14 protein-coding genes, 1 tRNA gene and 1 rRNA gene are annotated in these 19644 nt (G+C 62.0%); 6 read left to right on the forward strand and 10 right to left on the reverse strand.

Going from position 1 to position 19644, the window contains the following annotated elements; translation table 11 throughout:
* Genes ACP39K_RS20005 through ACP39K_RS20015 form a run of 3 tightly spaced genes read right to left on the reverse strand, consistent with a single transcriptional unit; the run spans position 1 to position 2725 of the window.
* Positions 1 to 846 carry an ABC transporter permease gene (locus ACP39K_RS20005; protein WP_147826816.1) on the reverse strand — a complete coding sequence of 282 codons (846 nt, stop codon included), beginning with the start codon at positions 844 to 846 and terminating at the stop codon, positions 1 to 3.
* On the reverse strand, positions 843 to 1652 hold the full coding sequence (locus ACP39K_RS20010; protein ID WP_033639252.1) for an alkaline phosphatase family protein: 810 nt from the start codon (positions 1650 to 1652) through the stop codon (positions 843 to 845). Before ACP39K_RS20010 ends, ACP39K_RS20005 begins: the two co-directional genes overlap by 4 nt.
* An 11-nt stretch (positions 1653 to 1663) precedes the next feature.
* Positions 1664 to 2725, reverse strand: a complete 1062-nt coding sequence (locus ACP39K_RS20015) for an ABC transporter substrate-binding protein (protein WP_004936660.1) — start codon at positions 2723 to 2725, stop codon at positions 1664 to 1666.
* 190 nt (positions 2726 to 2915) lie between these two features.
* On the opposite strand from ACP39K_RS20015, the gene ACP39K_RS20020 reads away from it, so the two are divergent.
* Positions 2916 to 3626 (forward strand): UTRA domain-containing protein, encoded by a 711-nt coding sequence (locus tag ACP39K_RS20020; RefSeq protein ID WP_004936656.1) that lies wholly within the window; start codon positions 2916 to 2918, stop codon positions 3624 to 3626.
* A 38-nt stretch (positions 3627 to 3664) separates the two neighbouring features.
* Here ACP39K_RS20020 and metH read toward each other — a convergent pair whose 3' ends face one another.
* Positions 3665 to 7360: a methionine synthase gene (metH, locus tag ACP39K_RS20025; protein WP_497008786.1), complete on the reverse strand. Its 3696-nt coding sequence runs from the start codon at positions 7358 to 7360 to the stop codon at positions 3665 to 3667.
* A 196-nt stretch (positions 7361 to 7556) separates the two neighbouring features.
* On the opposite strand from metH, the gene iclR reads away from it, so the two are divergent.
* From iclR to ACP39K_RS20050, 5 genes are all read left to right on the forward strand, one after another.
* A complete protein-coding gene (iclR, locus tag ACP39K_RS20030) occupies positions 7557 to 8387 on the forward strand; it encodes a glyoxylate bypass operon transcriptional repressor IclR (protein WP_004936648.1) in 831 nt (276 codons plus the stop codon).
* Positions 8388 to 8639: 252 nt separating this feature from the next.
* Positions 8640 to 9179: a gluconokinase gene (gene gntK / locus ACP39K_RS20035; RefSeq protein WP_004936645.1), complete on the forward strand. Its 540-nt coding sequence runs from the start codon at positions 8640 to 8642 to the stop codon at positions 9177 to 9179.
* Positions 9176 to 10513, forward strand: a complete 1338-nt coding sequence (gene gntU, locus ACP39K_RS20040; RefSeq protein ID WP_015379253.1) for a gluconate transporter — start codon at positions 9176 to 9178, stop codon at positions 10511 to 10513. The genes gntK and gntU overlap by 4 nt, the downstream gene beginning before the upstream one ends.
* Before the next feature lie 98 nt (positions 10514 to 10611).
* Entirely contained in the window at positions 10612 to 12426 is a 1815-nt protein-coding gene (gene edd, locus ACP39K_RS20045; protein ID WP_497008787.1) for a phosphogluconate dehydratase, read from the forward strand.
* A gap of 54 nt (positions 12427 to 12480) precedes the next feature.
* Complete coding sequence (locus ACP39K_RS20050; RefSeq protein WP_497008788.1) at positions 12481 to 13122, forward strand: bifunctional 4-hydroxy-2-oxoglutarate aldolase/2-dehydro-3-deoxy-phosphogluconate aldolase; 642 nt, start codon at positions 12481 to 12483, stop codon at positions 13120 to 13122.
* A gap of 1 nt (position 13123) precedes the next feature.
* On the opposite strand, the gene aceK is transcribed toward ACP39K_RS20050, so the two are convergent.
* The 6 genes from aceK to ACP39K_RS20080 form a co-directional block, all read right to left on the reverse strand.
* Positions 13124 to 14878: a bifunctional isocitrate dehydrogenase kinase/phosphatase gene (gene aceK, locus ACP39K_RS20055; RefSeq protein WP_033639248.1), complete on the reverse strand. Its 1755-nt coding sequence runs from the start codon at positions 14876 to 14878 to the stop codon at positions 13124 to 13126.
* Positions 14879 to 14948: 70 nt separating this feature from the next.
* Entirely contained in the window at positions 14949 to 16256 is a 1308-nt protein-coding gene (gene aceA / locus ACP39K_RS20060; RefSeq protein ID WP_033639246.1) for an isocitrate lyase, read from the reverse strand.
* Positions 16257 to 16297: 41 nt separating this feature from the next.
* Positions 16298 to 17896 (reverse strand): malate synthase A, encoded by a 1599-nt coding sequence (aceB, locus tag ACP39K_RS20065; protein WP_048796911.1) that lies wholly within the window; start codon positions 17894 to 17896, stop codon positions 16298 to 16300.
* 374 nt (positions 17897 to 18270) lie between these two features.
* Entirely contained in the window at positions 18271 to 19200 is a 930-nt protein-coding gene (gene metA / locus ACP39K_RS20070; protein WP_161545109.1) for a homoserine O-acetyltransferase MetA, read from the reverse strand.
* A 200-nt stretch (positions 19201 to 19400) separates the two neighbouring features.
* A 5S ribosomal RNA gene (gene rrf, locus ACP39K_RS20075) occupies positions 19401 to 19516 on the reverse strand.
* A 45-nt stretch (positions 19517 to 19561) separates the two neighbouring features.
* Positions 19562 to 19637, reverse strand: a tRNA-Thr gene (locus ACP39K_RS20080).
* Positions 19638 to 19644 lie beyond the last annotated feature (7 nt).

Here is a 19644-nt window from a genome sequence, read left to right on the forward strand (position 1 = left end):
TTATGAGCGCGCATTGAGGTAACTCCTGCGCAGCATCCATTGGTGGATCACCGTGATAAACGCCATCATTACCACCAGCAGCATCGCCAACGCGCTGGCCAGGTTCGGATCGAGGGAGATGTCCCCCGCCACCAGCGCCGAGATGCGGATCGGGATCACGTTGAAGTTGCCGGTGGTCAGCGCGTACACCGTGGCGTAGGCGCCCAGCGCGTTGGCCAGCAGGATGACGAAGGTGCCCATCAGCGCCGGCGCCAGTACCGGCAGGCCGATATGCCGCCAGTAGCGCCAGGGGCCGGCGCCGAGCAGCGCCGCCGATTCGCGCCAGTCGGCGCGCAGCGCGTCGAATGCCGGATACAGCAGCAGCACCCCGAGCGGGATCTGGAAGTAGGTGTACAGCACGATCAGGCCGCTCTTCGAATAGAGGTTGAAGCTCTCCATCAAACCGTATTTTCGCAGCAGCAGCGTCAGGCAGCCGTTCAGCCCCAGCAGAATGACGAAGGCGAACGCCAGCGGCACCCCGGCGAAATTGCTGGTCATGTTGGTGAACGACATCACAAAGTCATGAAACCGGGCCTGGCCGAGCTGGCGCAGTGAGTAACTGCCCACTAATGCAATCAGCAAGCCGTAGACGCTCGACCACAGCGAGATCTCCAGCGAGAACTGAAAAGCCTGCAGGTAGAACGGCGACGTGAGGATATCGACATAGTTGCCCCATCCCCAGCCGCTGCTCTCGCTGAAAAAGCTGTGAACGGCGATCCACACCAGCGGGGCGATCTGAAACGCGCCGAACAGCACGATAAACGGCAGCAGGCACAGTGCGGCGATCCATTTGGTTTTGCTGTTCATCGCGCATCCTGCGCCAGCAGCGCCCGGCAGCGCGGCTTGTCGTGCGGCGCCTGCAGCAGATCGCAGATCGTGCCGCACAGCTCGGTTTGCTGCGGATCGGCGTCATCCTGGCTGAAGCCCGCGCCGAATACGAACAGCGGCACCTGGCGCTCTTCCGGCAACACCCCGCCGTGGCTGCGATCGTCGTTCATGCCGTGGTCGGCGGTAACCAGCACCTGATAACCGGCCGCCAGCCACTCGGGCAGGTAACGCGACAGCGAACCGTCGGCGCGGCGCGCCGCGTTGCGGTACTGCGGCGAAGAGAGGCCAAAGCGGTGGCCGGCATCGTCGATGTTCATCGGGTGGATCAGCAGGAAGTCCGGCTGATGACGCTGGCGCAGGCTTTCGGCGTCGTCGAACAGATGGCTGTCGGGATAGCCGTCGTCGTAATAAAAATGCCCGTGCTGGATAGGCAGCTCGGGGGCGTCGGTATGGCGGTCGCGCGCGGCGTCGAACGGCGTGCGGTTATACAATTCGCTGAACCAATGATACGCGGCGGCGGCGGTGGTCAGCCCGGCGGCGCGCGCGTAATGAAACACGCTTTGTTGATGAGAAAGGCGCGAGACGTGGTTATGCACCACGCCGCTCTCCACCGGCGTGACGCCGGTGAGGATGCATTCATACAGCGGCCGGGAGAGCGAGGGCAACTCGCTCTCCAGCAGGTACAACCGCCCGCGTCCCGCCGCGCATTCGGCCTGCAGATACCCCATGGCGTCGTGCGCCACCCGGTAGTTGAGGCCGTCCAGCAGCACGAGGATCGTTTTCATGGTGCGTTAACTCACTGCTGCATAAACATAATGACGTTTTCCTGCCACAGACGCGGCAGCGCTTTGGCGCTCTGTTCCCAGGCCGCCGGATCGGCGATCGGGTGCGCATTCTTGTACTGCTCGGCCGGCAGCAGCTTGGCCTTGACGTCGTCCGGCAGCGTCAGATGCTCGGCGCGGATCGGACGCGCATAGCCGCGCGCCAGGTTGATCTGGCCGGCGTCGGAGAAGATGTATTCGCGCGCCAGTTTGGCGGCGTTCGGGTGCTTGGCGTATTTGTTGATGATGGTGGTGTAGCCGGAGGTGATCGAGCCGTCCGACGGGATCAGCACTTCAAAACGGGTTTTGTCGATCTGGTCGCGGTAGTTCAGGCCGTTGAAGTCCCACACCACGCCAACCTGCACTTCCCCTTTCTCCAGCGATGCGATCACCGGGTTACTCAGGCTCAGTCGGCCGGCCTTGGCCAGCTTGCCGAAGAATTCCAGGCCCGGCTTGAGGTTTTTCTCGTTGCCGCCCATGGCGTAGGTGGCCGCCAGCACGCCGCTGGCCGCCTGCGACGCGGTGCCGACGTCGCCGATGGTGACCTGATAGCTGCCCTTCAGCAGATCGGCCCAGCTGTGCGGGATGTCTTTCACCTGCTGTTTGTTGATGATAAAGGCGATGGTGCCGGTATAAGCCAGCGCCCAGTGGCCGTCTTTGTCTTTCGCCCAATCCGGCACCTGATCCCAGGTAGAAGGTTTGTACGGCTGCGTCACGCCCTTCTGTACCGCCACCGGGCCGAAGGCCGCGCCGACGTCACCAATGTCCGCCGTGGCGTTGTTCTTTTCCGCATCGAATTTGGCGATCTCCTGCGCGGAGCTCATGTCGGTATCGACATGCTTCAGGCCGTACTTGCTCAACAGATCTTGCCAGGTGCCTTTCCAGTTGGCCCAGCTGTCCGGCATGCCGACGCTGTTGACTTCGCCTTCTTTCTTCGCGGCCTGCTCCAGCGCCGCAAGATCGGTATCCGCGGCCCAGCTCATCTGGCTGGATAACACGATGGCACTGGTTAACACAGAAGCGCACAAACGTTTCATAACTGATGCTCCAGGTGGTAGTGTGGGGAGGGCTGGACTAGTCCAGCAAGGACCAAACCAATCTAACGGACGAATGTGATAATTATATGTCAGCTTAAAAAAGCGACAGTTTTATCACCCATTGCAACGGCGAAAACGCGACGCTGGTCTACCTTAAAGGCCAAACGCACTGAAACGGGACACCCGCTGTATGAGTGAAGCACCGACGACCGTCGCCACCATCTGCCAAACGCTGCACGCCCGCATCACCGCCGGCGAGTTCGCCGTGGGCGGCAAGCTGCCCTCCGAACGCGCCCTGAGCGAGCAATTCGCCACCACCCGCATTACCCTGCAGGAGGCGCTCGGCCAGTTGGAAGCGCAGGGCGTCATCTACCGCCAGGTGCGGCGCGGCTGGTTCATCTCGCCGCCACGTTTGATCTACAACCCGCTGCAGCGCAGCCATTTTCACGCCATGGCGCAGCAGCAGGGGCGCGCCGCGCATACCGAAGCGATCGACAGCGCGGTCGTCACGCTCGACGCGCCGCTGGCCGGCCGCCTGGCGCTGCCCTCCGGCGCCGAGGCCTATCGCATTCGTCGGCTGCGCTACATCGACGGACGTGCGGTGCTGTACTGCGAGCACTACCTCAATCCGGCCTATTTCCCCGGTATTCTGGACGAAGATCTGACCCAGTCGCTGACCGCGCTGTACGCCGCGCGCTACGGCATTCACTACGGCCGGGTGCGTTTCGACATGCTGCCCACCCTGCTGCCGCAGCAGGCCGCCGCCATGCTGAAGGTGACCTACGGCAGCCCGGCGCTGTTCATTACGCGGGTGAATCGCGATCAACATGACCGGGTGATCGATTGCGACCTGGAGTATTGGCGGTACGACGCGCTGCACATCGATGTGGAAGCGCTGTAAATGACAAGGGCGCATCGCTGCGCCCTTAAAGAGGAAAGTCAGTCGGCGTCGTAGCCGAGGTTTGGCGCCAGCCAGCGTTCGACCTCGCTCACGCTCATCCCTTTACGCGCCGCATAGTCTTCCACCTGATCGCGCTGGATCTGCGCCACCGCGAAGTACTTGCTCTCAGGATGGCTGAAGTACCAGCCGGACACCGCCGCCCCCGGCCACATGGCGAAGGACTCCGTCAATTCCATGCCGGTGTGGCGGTTGACGTCCAGCAGCTGCCAGATGGTCGCTTTTTCGGTGTGCTCCGGGCAGGCCGGGTAGCCCGGCGCCGGCCGGATGCCCTGATAGTTTTCGCGGATCAGTTCCTCGTTGCTCAGGTTCTCGTCGGCGGCATAACCCCAGTGCAACTTGCGCACCTGTTCGTGCAGGTATTCGGCGAAAGCCTCCGCCAAACGATCCGCCAGCGCCTTGACCATGATTTTGTTGTAATCGTCGTGCTGTGCATCGTACGCCGCCGCCAGCGCGTCCTCCTCCAGCCCGCCGGTCACCGCGAAGGCACCGAAGTAGTCGGCCTTGCCGCTGCTTTTCGGCGCCACGAAGTCCGCCAGACAATAGTTCGGGAAGTCGGTTTTTTCCGTCTGCTGGCGCAGGTGGCGACTCACCGCCAGCACCTCGCCGCGCTGTTCGTCGCAGTACACTTCCACGTCGTCGCCGACGCGGTTGGCCGGGAACAAACCGTAAACGCCGCGCGGGTTGAGGCTACGCTCGGCCGCCAGCCGATCCAACATCTGATTGGCGTCGTGGAACAGGCGCTTGGCCTCTTCCCCCACCACCTCATCCTCGAGGATGCGCGGGTATTTGCCCGCCAGCGACCAGGTCATGAAGAACGGCGTCCAGTCGATATAGTGGCGCAGCGTCTCGATGCCGGCCGACACCGGAAACACGCCAAGCTGCCGCGGCGCCGGCGGCTGATAGTCGGCCCAGTCCAGCTCCATGGCGTTGGCGCGCGCCTTCTGCAAATCGACCGGCGGCGTGCGCGGCTTTTTGCGCGCGTGTTGAATGCGCACCGTTTCATACTCTTTGCGGGTGCGCGCCACAAACTCGTCGCGCTGGGTGGCGGACAGCAGCGCCGACACCACACCCACGGTGCGCGAGGCGTTTTGCACGTAGGTGGTCGGGCCGCTGTAGTTCTGCTCGATTTTCACCGCGGTGTGCGCCTTGGAGGTGGTGGCGCCGCCGATCAGCAGCGGCAGCGTAAAGCCCTGGCGCTCCATCTCTTTGGCCACGTTGACCATCTCGTCCAGCGACGGCGTGATCAGCCCCGACAGGCCGATGATGTCGACGTTCTCCTCGCGCGCGGTGCGCAGGATTTTCTCCGTCGGCACCATCACGCCAAGATCGACGATTTCATAGTTGTTGCACTGCAGCACCACGCCGACGATGTTCTTGCCGATGTCGTGCACGTCGCCCTTCACCGTCGCCAACAGGATTTTCCCCGCGGAGGTGCCCTGCTGCTTGCTGGCCTCGATGTACGGTTCCAGGTAGGCCACCGCCTGCTTCATCACGCGGGCGGATTTCACCACCTGCGGCAGGAACATCTTGCCCTCGCCGAACAGATCGCCGACCACGTTCATCCCGGCCATCAGCGGCCCTTCGATCACTTCGATCGGGCGTTCGGCCTGCTGCCGCGCTTCTTCGGTGTCCAGTTCGATAAACTCGGTGATGCCCTTCACCAGCGAATATTCCAGCCGCTTCTCCACCGGCCAGCCGCGCCATTCCGCCTGCTGCACCGCCGCTTCGCCGTCTTTGCTGCCGCGGTACTTTTCCGCCAGTTCCAGCAGGCGTTCGGTGCCGTCCTCGCGACGGTTGAGGATCACGTCTTCTACCGCCTCGCGCAGCTCGCCAGGCAGATCGTCGTAAATCGCCAGCTGCCCGGCGTTGACGATGCCCATGTCCATGCCGTTGCGAATGGCGTGATACAGGAATACCGCGTGGATCGCCTCACGCACCGGATCGTTGCCGCGGAACGAGAACGACACGTTGGACACCCCGCCGGAGATCATCGCGTGCGGCAGGTGGGTTTTGATGTCGGCGCAGGCTTCGATAAAGTCGACGGCGTAGTTGTTGTGCTCTTCGATGCCGGTGGCGACGGCGAAGATGTTCGGGTCGAAAATGATGTCTTCAGGCGGGAAGCCGACGCGTTCGGTCAAAATTTTATAGGCGCGGCGACAGATCTCGAACTTGCGCTCGCGGGTGTCCGCCTGGCCCACTTCGTCGAACGCCATCACCACCACCGCGGCGCCGTAGCGGCGCACCAGCCTGGCGTGATGGATAAAGGCCTCTTCGCCCTCCTTCATCGAGATCGAGTTGACGATGCCCTTGCCCTGAATGCACTTCAGGCCTTTCTCGATAACGGACCACTTGGAGGAGTCGATCATGATCGGCACCCGGGCGATATCCGGCTCGCCGGCGATCAGGTTGAGGAAGCGCACCATCGCCGCTTCGGCGTCGAGCATCCCCTCGTCCATGTTGATGTCGATGATCTGCGCGCCGCTCTCGACCTGCTGGCGCGCCACGTCGAGCGCCTCGTTGTATTTCTCTTCTTTGATCAAGCGTTTGAAACGCGCCGAACCGGTGACGTTGGTGCGCTCGCCGACGTTGACGAACAGGGTGTTGGCGTCGATGGTCAGCGGCTCCAGACCGGCCAGGCGGCAGGCGACCGGGAGCTCCGGCAGCCGGCGCGGCGGCACGCCTTCGACCGCCTTGGCCATCGCGGCGATATGTTCCGGCGTGGTGCCGCAGCAGCCGCCGATGATATTGAGGAAGCCGGCCTGCGCCCACTCCCCGACCTGACGCGCCATCTCGGCCGCATCCAGATCGTACTCGCCGAAGGCGTTCGGCAAACCGGCGTTCGGGTGCGCGGTGACATAGGTCTCCGAGATGCGCGCCAGCTCGGCGACGTACTGGCGCAGCTCGTCCGGGCCCAGGGCGCAGTTCAGGCCGAAGGTCAGCGGTTTGACGTGGCGCAGCGAATTGTAAAACGCTTCGGTGGTCTGGCCGGACAGGGTGCGGCCGGAGGCGTCGGTGATGGTGCCGGAAATCATGATCGGCAGTTCCACCCCCAGCGCTTCGAATTCGGTTTCCACCGCAAAAGCGGCGGCCTTGGCGTTGAGGGTGTCGAAGATGGTTTCGATCATGATCAGATCGACGCCGCCCTCCACCAGCGCGCGGGTCGATTCACGGTACGCCGCCACCAGTTCATCGAACGAGATGTTGCGGAACGCCGGATCGTTGACGTTCGGCGAGATGGACGCGGTGCGGTTGGTCGGCCCCAACACCCCGGCGACGTAGCGCGGTTTTTCCGGCGTGCGCGCCGTCCATTCGTCGGCGCAGGCGCGCGCCAGGCAGGCGGCCTGATAGTTAATCTCGGCGGACAGCGACTCCATGTGGTAGTCGGCCATGGCGATGGAGGTGGAGTTGAAGGTATTGGTCTCAAGGATATCGGCGCCCGCCTCAAGATAGGCGTAATGAATGGCGGTGATCACTTCCGGCTTGGTCAGCACCAGCAGATCGTTATTGCCTTTCAGATCGCTGCGCCAGTCGGCGAAACGCTCACCGCGAAAATCGCGCTCGTCCAGACGGTAGCTCTGGATCATGGTGCCCATGCCGCCGTCCAACACCAAAATGCGCTGCGCTAACTGGCGGCGCAGTTGTTCTACTCGATTCGTCACTGTAACCCCTTCCATTGCCATCCAGCCCATTGCTCAACTGCCGCAAACACCAACGAGTCATCCTAGCACAGCTTGTAAGGACAAAGGGCCAGGCGACAATTGAGAGTTTTTCAGGTTGTGCGCCAACACCTCCGATGAGCTGACGGCGGCTTGCAATTCATCGACAAAAAACGAAAATGAATTCCATCATACGGAAAAAGGAATCTCACCCATGGCCACCCCTGCTCCCGCCAAGCGCGGCAAGAAGCCCCGCGCAGCAGCCCCCGCCGCCAGTGCGGCGACCGGTCAGGTACAATCATTGACCCGTGGCCTGAAACTGTTGGAATACATTTCGGAAGCCCAGGGCAACGTGGCGCTGACCGATCTGGCCCAGCAGGCCGGCCTGCCGAACTCCACCACTCACCGCCTGCTCACCACCATGCAGCAGCAGGGATTCGTGCGCCAGGTCGGCGATCTCGGCCTGTGGACTATCGGCTCGCACGCTTTTGTGGTCGGCAGCAGCTTCCTGCAAAGCCGCAACCTGCTGGCGATGGTGCATCCGACGCTGCGCCGCCTGATGGAAGAGTCCGGCGAAACCGTCAACCTGGCGGTGCTGGATACCAGCGAGTACCAAGCGATCATCATCGATCAGGTGCAGTGTACGGCGCTGATGCGCATGTCGGCGCCGATCGGCGGCAAACTGCCGATGCACGCCTCCGGCGCCGGCAAAGCGTTCCTCGCCACCCTGCCGGACGATCAGGTGACCAAACTGTTGCACAAGAAAGGCATGCACACCTACACGCCGCACACCCTGACGCCACACAACCTGAAAGAGGGGCTGGCGCAGATCCGCAAACAGGGCTTCTCCTTTGACGACGAAGAGCACGCGCTCGGCCTGCGCTGCGTGGCGGCCTGCATCTTCGACGAGCACCGCGAAGCCTTCGCCGCCATTTCCATCTCCGGCCCGGTGTCGCGCATCACCGACGATCGCGTGATCGAGCTGGGCGCGCTGGTGATCCATGCAGCCAAAGAGATCAGCCTGGCCTACGGCGGCGTGCGCTGATCCAGCCCATCCGAGGGGCGCCCCAGCGCGCCCCTGCTCCCCTGCCATGCTCTGTTGTCAGCATGTAACAGGCTGTCGGCATCCTGTTTAGCACACAGGCAAAAAGCTTGAAGCCGATCACAGTTAACGATCCTCACGGCGAAAGCCCATTGCAACCGCTCAAACTTCCTTCGACAATGTTACCGATAACATGTTACCGGTAACAATCAGACTGAACGAAGGTAACGTCACCCGGTGTTTTGGAGCCAAACCATGACCAACAATCAAAATCGCATTTACGTCGTTATGGGCGTTTCCGGCAGCGGCAAGTCCGCCGTCGCCGCCGCCGCGGCCCGCCAACTCTCCGCCGGCTTCCTCGACGGCGACTTCCTGCACCCGCGCAGCAACATCCTGAAGATGGCCGCCGGCGAGGCGTTGAACGACGACGATCGCGCACCGTGGCTGGCCGCGCTCAACGACGCAGCCTTCGCCATGCAACGCACCAACAACGTGTCGATCATCGTCTGTTCGGCGTTGAAAAAGCAGTATCGCGACCGCCTGCGCGCCGGCAACGGCAACCTGTCATTCATCTATCTGCACGGCGAGTTCCCGGTGATCGAATCCCGCCTGGCGGCGCGCAACGGCCACTTCTTCAAGCCGCAGATGCTGGTCACCCAGTTCGCCGCGCTGGAGCAACCGGGCGCCGACGAGAACGACGTGATGGCGATCGACATCAATCAGCCGCTGGACGCGGTGATCGCCGATACCGTGCGCCATATCCAGAGCTTCCTGCCGCAGGACGTGTGCGCGTGAGTACTGTAACGCTGGTCGGTACCGCAGTCGGCTCGGTTTTACTGCTGTTATTCCTGGTGATGAAGGCGCGCATGCACGCCTTCGTCGCGCTGATGCTGGTGTCCATCGCCGCCGGCATTTTCTCCGGCATGCCGCTGGAACACATCGCCGACACCATGCAGAAAGGCATGGGCGACACGCTGGGCTTCCTGGCGATCGTGGTGGCGCTCGGGGCGATGTTCGGCAAGATCCTGCATGAGGTCGGCGCGCTCGATCAAATTGCGGCGCAATTGCTGAAACGATTCGGACAAAGCAAGGCGCACTACGCGCTCGGCATCGCCGGCCTGATCTGCGCGCTGCCGCTGTTCTTTGACGTGGCGGTGGTGCTGCTGATCGGCATCGTGTTCGCCGTGGCGCGCCGCACCGACGGCAATATCGTCAAGCTGGCCATCCCGCTGTTCGCCGGCGTGGCCGCCGCCGCGTCCTTCCTGCTGCCGGGGCCGGTGCCGATGCTGCTGGCATCGCAGATGAAGGCCGACTTCGGCTGGATGATCGCCATCGGCCTGGTGGCGGCGGTGATCGGCATGCTGATCGCCGGCCCGCTGTACGGCAGCTTTATCAGCCGCTTCGTCAACTGGCCAATGCCGCCGGAAGAGAATGAGCCGACGCTGACCAAGGGCAATCTGCCGTCGTTCGGCTTTAGCCTGGCGCTGGTGCTGTGCCCGCTGGTGCTGGTCGGCATGAAGACTATCGGCGCGCGGCTGGTCACCCCCGGCTCGCAGCTGCAGCAGTGGCTGGAGTTTATCGGCCACCCGTTCACCGCCATCCTGCTGGCCTGCCTGATCGTGATTTACGGTCTGGCGAAACCGCGCGGCATGAGCAACGAACAGACCCTGGCCATCTGCTCCGCCGCGGTGCAGCCGGCCGGGATCATCCTGCTGATGACCGGCGCCGGCGGGGTGTTCAAGCAGATCCTGGTAGATTCCGGCGTCGGGCCGGCGCTGGGTGACGCCATGATCGGCGCCGGCCTGCCGATCGCCGTAGCCGCGTTCGCGCTGTCCGCCATGGTGCGGGTGATTCAGGGCTCGGCCACCGTCGCCTGCCTGACCACCGTCGGCCTGGTGCTGCCGGTCACCAGCCAGCTCGGGCTCAGCGGCGGGCAACTGGCCGCGCTGGCCATCTGCATCGCCGGCGGCTCCATCGTGCTGAGCCACGTCAACGACGCCGGCTTCTGGCTGTTCGGCAAATTCACCGGCGCCAACGAACTGCAAACGCTGAAAACCTGGACGGTGATGGAAACCATTCTGGGCAGCGTCGGCGGCGCCATCGGCATGATTGCATTCACGATGTTTTAAATCCCAAATCGCCCCCGGCCTTGCACACCAGGGCTGCAAATCACCCCCGGGGGCACCGCCACAGGCGGCGACTATAACAACAGCAATGTGAGGAAGGCATGATTAATCCAACCTTGTCCCGTGTCACACAGCGCATCATCGACCGTTCCCAGGCCAGCCGCGCCGCCTATCTGGCGCGTATCGAGGCGGCCTGCGCCCAAACCGTCCACCGCGCGCAGCTGGCCTGCGGCAACCTGGCCCACGGCTTCGCCGCCTGTCAGCCCGATGACAAGGCGTCGCTGAAAAACATGGTGCGCAGCGATATCGCCATCATCACCGCCTACAACGACATGCTGTCGGCCCACCAGCCGTACGAACACTACCCGCAGCGGCTGAAGCAGGCGCTGAAGGCGGTCGGCGCCGTGGGCCAGGTGGCCGGCGGCGTGCCGGCGATGTGCGACGGCGTGACGCAGGGGCAGGACGGCATGGAGCTGTCGTTGATGAGCCGCGACGTGATCGCCATGTCGGCCGCCGTCGGCCTGTCGCACAATATGTTCGACGGCGCGCTGTTCCTCGGCATCTGCGACAAGATCGTACCGGGGCTGGTGATGGCCGCCCTCTCCTTCGGCCACCTGCCCGCGCTGTTCGTGCCGGCCGGCCCGATGAGCAGCGGCCTGCCGAACAAGGAAAAGGTGCGCGTACGCCAGCTGTACGCCGAAGGCAAGGCTGATCGCCTGGCGCTGCTGGAGGCCGAGGCCGCCTCTTATCACGGCATCGGCACCTGCACCTTCTACGGCACCGCCAACACCAACCAGATGGTGATGGAAGTGATGGGCCTGCATCTGCCGGGCGCCTCCTTCGTCCATCCTGACACGCCGCTGCGCGACGCGCTGAACGACGCCGCCGCGCGCCAGGTGACCCGACTGACCGATACCGCCGGCAACTACCTGCCGATCGGCCGCCTGGTGGACGAGAAAGTGGTGGTGAACGGCATCGTCTCGCTGCTGGCCACCGGCGGCTCCACCAACCTGACCATGCATCTGGTGGCGATGGCGCGCGCGGCGGGCATCATCATCACCTGGGACGATTTCTCGGAGCTGTCGGAGGCGGTGCCGCTGCTGTGCCGCATCTATCCGAACGGCCCGGCCGACATCAACCAGTTCCAGGCCGCCGGCGGCGTGCCGCTGGTGGTGCGAGAGCTGCTGCAACACGGGCTGCTGCACGAAGACGTGCATACCGTGGCCGGTTTCGGCCTGCGCCGCTACACCCAGGAACCGTGGCTGGATAACGGCCAACTGGTGTGGCGCGAAGGCGTGGCCGGCTCGCTCGACGCCAGCGTGATCGCCAGCGTCACTCAGCCGTTTGAACATCACGGCGGCACTAAAGTGATGGCCGGCAACCTGGGCCGCGCGGTGATGAAAACCTCGGCGGTGCCCGCCGACAACCAGATCATCGAAGCGCCGGCGGTAGTGTTCGACAGCCAGCACGACATCGTGCCGGCGTTCGAAGCCGGCAAGCTGGATCGCGATTGTGTGGTGGTGGTGCGTTTCCAGGGGCCGCAGGCCAACGGCATGCCCGAGCTGCACAAGCTGATGCCGCCGCTGGGCGTGCTGATGGATCGCGGCTTCAAAGTGGCGCTGGTGACCGACGGCCGCCTGTCCGGCGCCTCCGGCAAGGTGCCTTCCGCCATCCACGTCACCCCGGAAGCCTATACCGGCGGCCTGCTGGCGAAAGTGCGCGACGGCGATCCGATCCGCGTCAACGGCCGCAGCGGCGAGCTGCAGGTGCTGGTCGACGCCGACGAACTGGCCCGGCGCACGCCATGCCAACCCGATCTGAGCGCGGAACACATCGGCTGCGGCCGCGAGCTGTTCGGCGCGCTGCGCAGCCAGCTGTCCGGCGCCGAACAGGGCGCCTGCTGCATCAAATTTTAATCGATAGCCTGGCCGCATCGCCGCCTGGCGGCGGCCACAGAGGAGAACGTCAGCATGAACAAGTGGACAACAAGCGCCGAGCAGATCCTGACGGCGGGGCCGGTGGTGCCGGTCATCGTGATCAACAAGCTGGAATATGCGGTGCCGCTGGCGAAAGCGCTGGTCGCCGGCGGCGTGCGGGTGCTGGAGGTGACGCTGCGCACCGCCTGCGCCATGGACGCCATTCGCGCCATCGCCCAAGAGGTGCCGGAAGCGATCATCGGCGCCGGTACGGTGATCAATCCGCAGCAGTTGCGGGAAGTGACCGAAGCCGGCGCGCAGTTCGCCATCAGCCCAGGCCTGACCGACGAGCTGCTTAAGGCCGCCACCGCCGGTTCCATTCCCTTGATCCCGGGCATCAGCACCGTTTCCGAACTGATGCAGGGCATGGATTACGGCCTGCGCGAGTTTAAATTCTTCCCGGCGGAAGCCAACGGCGGCATAAAAGCGCTGCAGGCGATCGGCGGCCCGTTCCCGCAGGTGCGCTTCTGCCCGACCGGCGGCATCTCACCGGACAACTACCGCAGCTATCTGGCGCTGAAAAGCGTGCTGTGCATCGGCGGCTCCTGGCTGGTGCCGGCGGACGCGCTCGAAAGCGGCGACTACGCGCGCATTACCGAACTGGCGCGCGCCGCCGTCGCGGGCGCTCAAGCCTGATTTACATCGCAGCGGTGGCGGCCGGCAGCGCCGCCCCGCTGCGCTGGCTGAACCGCTGCTTCTTGCGATAAGCGAATACGTCTTCCACATGCCCTTCGCGGATGCGCTGCTGCAACCCGCGCCAATACTCCGCGGTAAACAGATCGCTGTGCAGCTCTTCAAACATCTGCCGAATGCGCCGATCGCCGCACAGAAAGTGGCGGAACTCTTCCGGGAACACGTCGTTGGGCGCGATGCTGTACCACGGCTCGCTGGCCAGTTCATCTTCCGGATAACGCGGCGGCGGGATATCGCGGAAGTTGACCTCGGTCATGTAGCAAATCTCGTCGTAGTCGTAGAACACTACCCGCCCGTGGCGCGTCACGCCAAAGTTCTTGAACAGCATGTCGCCGGGGAAGATATTGGCGGCGGCCAGCTGTTTGATGGCATTGCCGTACTCTTCAATCGCATCGCGCATCTGCTGGTCGTTGGCCTGCTCCAGATACAGATTCAGCGGGGTCATGCGCCGTTCCATATACAGGTGCTTAATCACGATGCGATCGCCAAGATCTTCCAGTTTGTCCGGCACTTCGCGCCGCAGCTCCGCCAGCAGTTCCGGGCTGAGGCGCGCCTTGTCGACGACGAAATTCTCGTACTCCTGGGTATCCGCCATGCGCCCGACGCGATCGTGCTCTTTCACCAGCTGATAGCAAGCCATCACCTGCGCCTGCGTCACCTCTTTTTGCGGGGCGAATTCGTCTTTGATCACTTTAAACACCCGATCGAAGGACGGCAGGGTAAACACCAGCATCACCATGCCCTTCACCCCCGGCGCGATGATGAACTGCTCCTGCGAGTGCGCCATAAAAGTCAGGTATTCGCGGTAGCATTCAGTTTTGCCGTGCTTCTGGCAGCCGATCGCCATGTACAGCTCGGCGGTGGTCTTGCCCGGCAGGATCTCGCGCAGCCACTCCACCATCGCCGCCGGCAGCGGCGCGTAGACCATGAAATAAGAGCGGGCGAAACCGAAGACGATGCTAGCCTCGGCCTTGCCGGTCAGGCAGGCGTCGATAAACAGCGCGCCCGATTCGCTGTGGTGGATCGGCAACAGGAACGGGTAAACGCCGTCGGCCAGGCGCAACTTGCCGACCAGCCAGGCGGCCTTGTTGCGATAGAACAGCTCGTTGGCGATCTGGAAGGTCGCCCCCGTCAGTTGCTGTGGGCTGAAGGCGCGCTGCAGCGCCTGAGTGATGTAGCGAATATCGCGCGTCAGATCCTCCCACGGCAGCCGCAGCGGCAGATCGCTCAGCACGCTGCGCAGCATCGCCGGCAGATCGCCATTGGCGGTAAAATCGCGCGCCAGCGGACGCGGAATGTCGCGAAAGCGCCGTTCCGGCTGCGAACTGAAGACGAACAGCTTGTCCGGCGTCAGATCGCGATGCTTGAACAACCGGCAATAGACCGAGTTGAAGAAGCTTTCGGCGATCTCAAAACGCGGGTAGTCCGGCAACAGGTCGATATAGACCGCTTTGACCCGGCTGGGGAAGTCGGCGTCGAAATATTTCTGCCCGGTGATGCATTTGAGCTGCTCCACCACCAGGCCGACGTGATGGTCGTAAAGATGGATGCGCTTTTTCATCGCCTGCTGCACCGCCGGCCAATCCGCCTGCTCAAAGCGCTGCTGCGCGCCGGCGGTCACTTCCAGAAAGCGGCCGTACTGCGCATCGAAGCCCTGCAGGATCGTCTGAGCGATCAACAACTCCAGTTTTGCCGCCATCCTTACCCCCCGCCAGAAAAAGAAGCCTGCGCATGCAGGCTCCGGGTGAAACGTCTTCAAGCTTGCCGCATCAGAACTGCTGTTCTTCCGTCGAACCGGTCAGCGCGGTGACCGAAGAGGCGCCGCCCTGAATGATGGTGGTGACCTTGTCGAAGTAGCCGGTGCCCACCTCTTGCTGGTGCGACGCGAAGGTGTAACCGCGCTCTACCGCGGCGAACTCCGCCTGCTGCACCTTCTCGACGTAGTGTTTCATCCCTTCACCCTGCGCATAGGCGTGCGCCAGGTCGAACATGTTGAACCACATGCTGTGGATCCCCGCCAGCGTGATGAACTGATACTTGTAGCCCATGTCCGACAGCGCCTGCTGGAAGCGGGCGATGGTCTGGTCGTCGAGGTTTTTCTTCCAGTTGAACGACGGCGAGCAGTTGTAGGCCAGCAGCTTGCCCGGGTATTTGGCGTGGATGGCGTCTGCGAAGCGCTGGGCGGCATCCAGATCCGGCGTTGAGGTTTCGCACCACACCATATCGGCGTAAGGGGCATAAGCCAGACCGCGGCTGATCGCCTGTTCGACGCCGGCATGGGTACGGAAGAAGCCTTCCGCCGTACGCTCGCCGGTGACGAAGGCGCTGTCATACGGATCGCAGTCAGAGGTCAGCAGGTCGGCCGCATCGGCGTCGGTACGGGCGATCACCAGCGTCGGCACGCCGAGAACGTCGGCCGCCAGGCGCGCGGCGACCAGTTTCTGGATCGCTTCTTGCGTCGGCACCAGCACTTTGCCGCCCATATGGCCGCATTTCTTCACCGCCGCCAGCTGATCTTCGAAGTGCACCCCGGCGGCCCCGGCGGTAATCATCGCTTTCATCAGCTCAAAGGCGTTCAACACGCCGCCGAAGCCGGCTTCCGCATCGGCGACGATCGGCAGGAAATAATCGGTGTACCCTTTGCTGCCCGGCTCAATCTGGTTCGCCCATTGGATCTGATCGGCGCGGCGGAAGGTGTTGTTGATGCGCTCGACCACCTTCGGCACCGAGTCCACCGGATACAGCGATTGGTCAGGGTACATGGCCGCCGCGCTGTTGGCGTCGGCCGCCACCTGCCAACCGGACAAGTAGATGGCCTCGACGCCGGCTTTGGCCTGCTGCAGCGCCTGGCCGCCGGTGAGCGCGCCCAGGCAGTTCACGTAGCCTTTGCGCGCCTTGCCGTTCAGCAACGCCCACAGTTTGGCGGCGCCGTTTTGTGCCAGGGTGCATTCCGGGTTGACCGAACCGCGCAGGTTGATCACGTCTTCAGCGCTGTAAGGGCGGGTAATGCCTTCCCAACGGGCCGATTTCCATTCCTGTTCCAGCTGCTGGATCTGTTGAGAGCGAGAGGTAGACATAATTTTTATCCTTTCAGTCATGTAGGGTTGATTGGGAAAGTTCAGGCCAGCAGCGCATAGCCGGGCAACGTCAGGAAATCGATTAATTCATCTTGCGTGGTGATGCGCTCCATCAGGCGCGCCGCCTCTTCGAACCGGCCGGCGTTAAAGCGCGCTTCCCCTACTTCTTCACGCACCACCAACATCTCTTCTTGCAACATCTGGCGGAACAGCGCCTTGGTGACCGGGCGCCCGTCGTTCAGGCTCTTCTCGTGGTGGATCCACTGCCAGATAGAGGTACGGGAGATCTCCGCCGTCGCGGCATCTTCCATCAACCCATAGATAGGCACGCAGCCGTTGCCGGAGATCCAGGCCTCGATGTACTGCACCGCCACGCGGATATTGGCGCGCATCCCCGCTTCGGTGCGTTCGCCGTCGCATGGCTCCAGCAGCTGCGCGGCGCTGATTGGCGCATCCTGCTCACGCATCACGTCCAGCTGGTTCTGGCGATCGCCCAATGCGTTGCCGAACACCTCCATCACCGTGTCCGCCAGCCCCGGGTGCGCCACCCAGGTGCCGTCGTGGCCATTGTTGGCCTCCAACTCTTTGTCCGCCCGCACCTTGTTCAGCACCCAGGCGTTTTTCTCAGCGTCTTTGCTCGGGATAAACGCCGCCATGCCGCCCATGGCGAAGGCGCCGCGCTTATGACAGGTTCTGATCAACAGGCGTGAATAGGCGCTGAGGAAAGGTTTCTCCATGGTCACCGACTGACGATCCGGCAGCACGCGATCGCCGTGATTCTTCAGCGTTTTGATGTAGCTGAAGATGTAATCCCAGCGGCCGCAGTTCAGGCCAACGATGTGATCGCGTAGGTGATAGAGGATCTCGTCCATCTGGAACACCGCCGGCAGGGTTTCGATCAACACCGTCGCCTTGATGGTGCCGCGCGGCAGATCGAATCGATCCTCGGTAAAGCTGAAGACATCGCTCCACCAGGCCGCTTCTTCCCAGGACTGGGTTTTCGGCAGGTAGAAATACGGGCCGCTGCCCTTAGCCAACAGCTGGCGATAGTTGTGATAAAAATACAGCGCGAAATCGAACAGGCCGCCGGGAATGGCTTCATCACGCCACAGCACGTGTTTTTCCGGCAAATGCAGGCCGCGCACGCGAGCGATCAACACCGCCGGATTCGGTTTCAGCTGGTAGATTTTGCCGGCTTCATTGGTGTAGGAGATGGTGCCGTTAACCGCATCGTGCAGGTTGATTTGACCGTCGATGACTTTATCCCAGCTTGGCGCCAGGGAGTCTTCGAAGTCCGCCATAAACACTTTTACGTTGGCGTTAAGCGCATTGATCACCATCTTGCGTTCTACCGGCCCGGTGATCTCGACCCGGCGATCGCGCAGGTCTTGCGGAATGCCGCGGATCTGCCAGTCGCCTTCACGAATGGAATTGGTTTCCGAAATAAATCCGGGCAGCTCGCCGCGATCGATATTTTGCTGCCAGCGGGCACGCGCCGCCAGCAGCTCATTGCGCCGCGGCGTGAATTTCCCCACCAGTTCCGCCAGGAATTCAACCGCTTCATCCGTTAATACTTGGCGCTCCGCAGCGGCGAAACCCTGGGTAAACCTTAACTCCGTGCCTGCTATCTGTTGCGTCATGACCTTGCTCCTTCCCATCATTGCGCCCGAGCGACCGGCGCATTTTCATCAGAAATCACTGTGGATCAGGGCGGATGAAACGATCCCAAACTGGTCAGATCTCATCCCGATAGCTCTAAGAATACTCAACAAAAAATAAAAATCAAAAACCATTTCCATTTTATTATTAAATATTTTATTAACACTTTATTATCAATTGGTTAGAACAAATAACATAACCAACGGGTAAGGAAATCGGTTCCAATAGAATCGCAAAGACAGGCTAACGCGCTGTTGGCCAATGGTTTTTTAGGAAAAGTGGCGGGTAAAAAGAGGATCGTACAGAGGATCAACAGCGCGGCGGCCTCGATTCAGCCGCCGGCAGGCAGAAAAGATCAGTCGAGAGTCGGATTCATATGGCGCAGATCGTAAGGCGTGATCTGGTAGACGTAATAGTTGAGCCAATTGGAGAACAGCAGGTGGCCATGGCTGCGCCAGGTGGCTTTCGGTGTCAGTGCGGGGTTGTCAGCGGGGAAGTAGTTGAGCGGTACGGCAGGATCGAGGCCAGCTTCGTTGTCGCGACAATACTCCCCGGCCAGGGTCAGGGCATCATACTCAGGATGGCCGGTGACAAATGCCAGGCGCTTATCCCTGCTGGCGAACAGGTAGGCGCCAGCCTGCTCGGATTCGGCCAGAATATCCAGGTCGGTATATTGGCGAATCACCTCGGTCGGGAAATCGGCATAGCGTGAATGCGGCGCCAGGAAGCTTTCGTCGAAGCCGCGCGTCAGCAACGCATGCTGCTGCAGCGTTTGGTGCGGATAAACGCCGGAGAGCTTCACTTCGCGCGTCATCTTGGGAATGCCGTACAGGATATTCAACGCCGCTTGTACCGCCCAGCACACGAACAGCGTAGAGGTGACATGGTTTTTGGCCCAGTCAATGACCCGTTCGATCTGCGGCCAGTAGGCAACATCGCAGAAATCAACCAGCCCCAGCGGCGCGCCGGTGACAATCAGGCCATCGAAGTTCTCATTCTGGATATCCTCGAAGTCGCAGTAGAAGTTGTTCAGATGCTCGGCCGGCGTGTTCTTCGATTCGCGGCTGTCGATGCGCAGCAGCTGGATATCAATCTGCAGCGGCGAGTTGGACAACAGACGCAGAAACTGGTTTTCCGTTTCGATCTTCTTTGGCATCAGGTTGAGGATCAGCACTTTCAGTGGCCTGATTTCCTGTGTTTTTGCCCGCGAGGATGTCATCACGAAGACATTCTCACCGCGCAAGAAATTGACCGCAGGTAACTCATCAGGAACACGAATCGGCATTGCTTAACCCTCACATATCCATTTATACGTTTAGACTTCTAGATGCCCGAAGATAGCGTTTTTTTCCGTCGCTGTCGAGCATTCAGCGGAAAGGTGAAAATGTTTCATTGCACGAGGATCGCCAGGATATCGGCGCGGGAGATGAGAAGCCCTAAAAGCAAAAAGGCCATCCTTTCGGATGGCCTCTTGGCTTATTTGATGCTTGGCAGTGTCCTACTCTCGCATGGGGAGACCCCACACTACCATCGGCGCTACGGCGTTTCACTTCTGAGTTCGGCATGGGGTCAGGTGGGACCACCGCGCTATTGCCGCCAAGCAAATTCTTTTTTCTGCCGAACTTCTAAACCCACTTTAAATAAAGTGGTGCTGATACCCAGAGTCGAACTGGGGACCTCACCCTTACCAAGGGTGCGCTCTACCAACTGAGCCATATCAGCACGCTTA

Source organism: Serratia sp. EC4 (assembly GCF_059652115.1).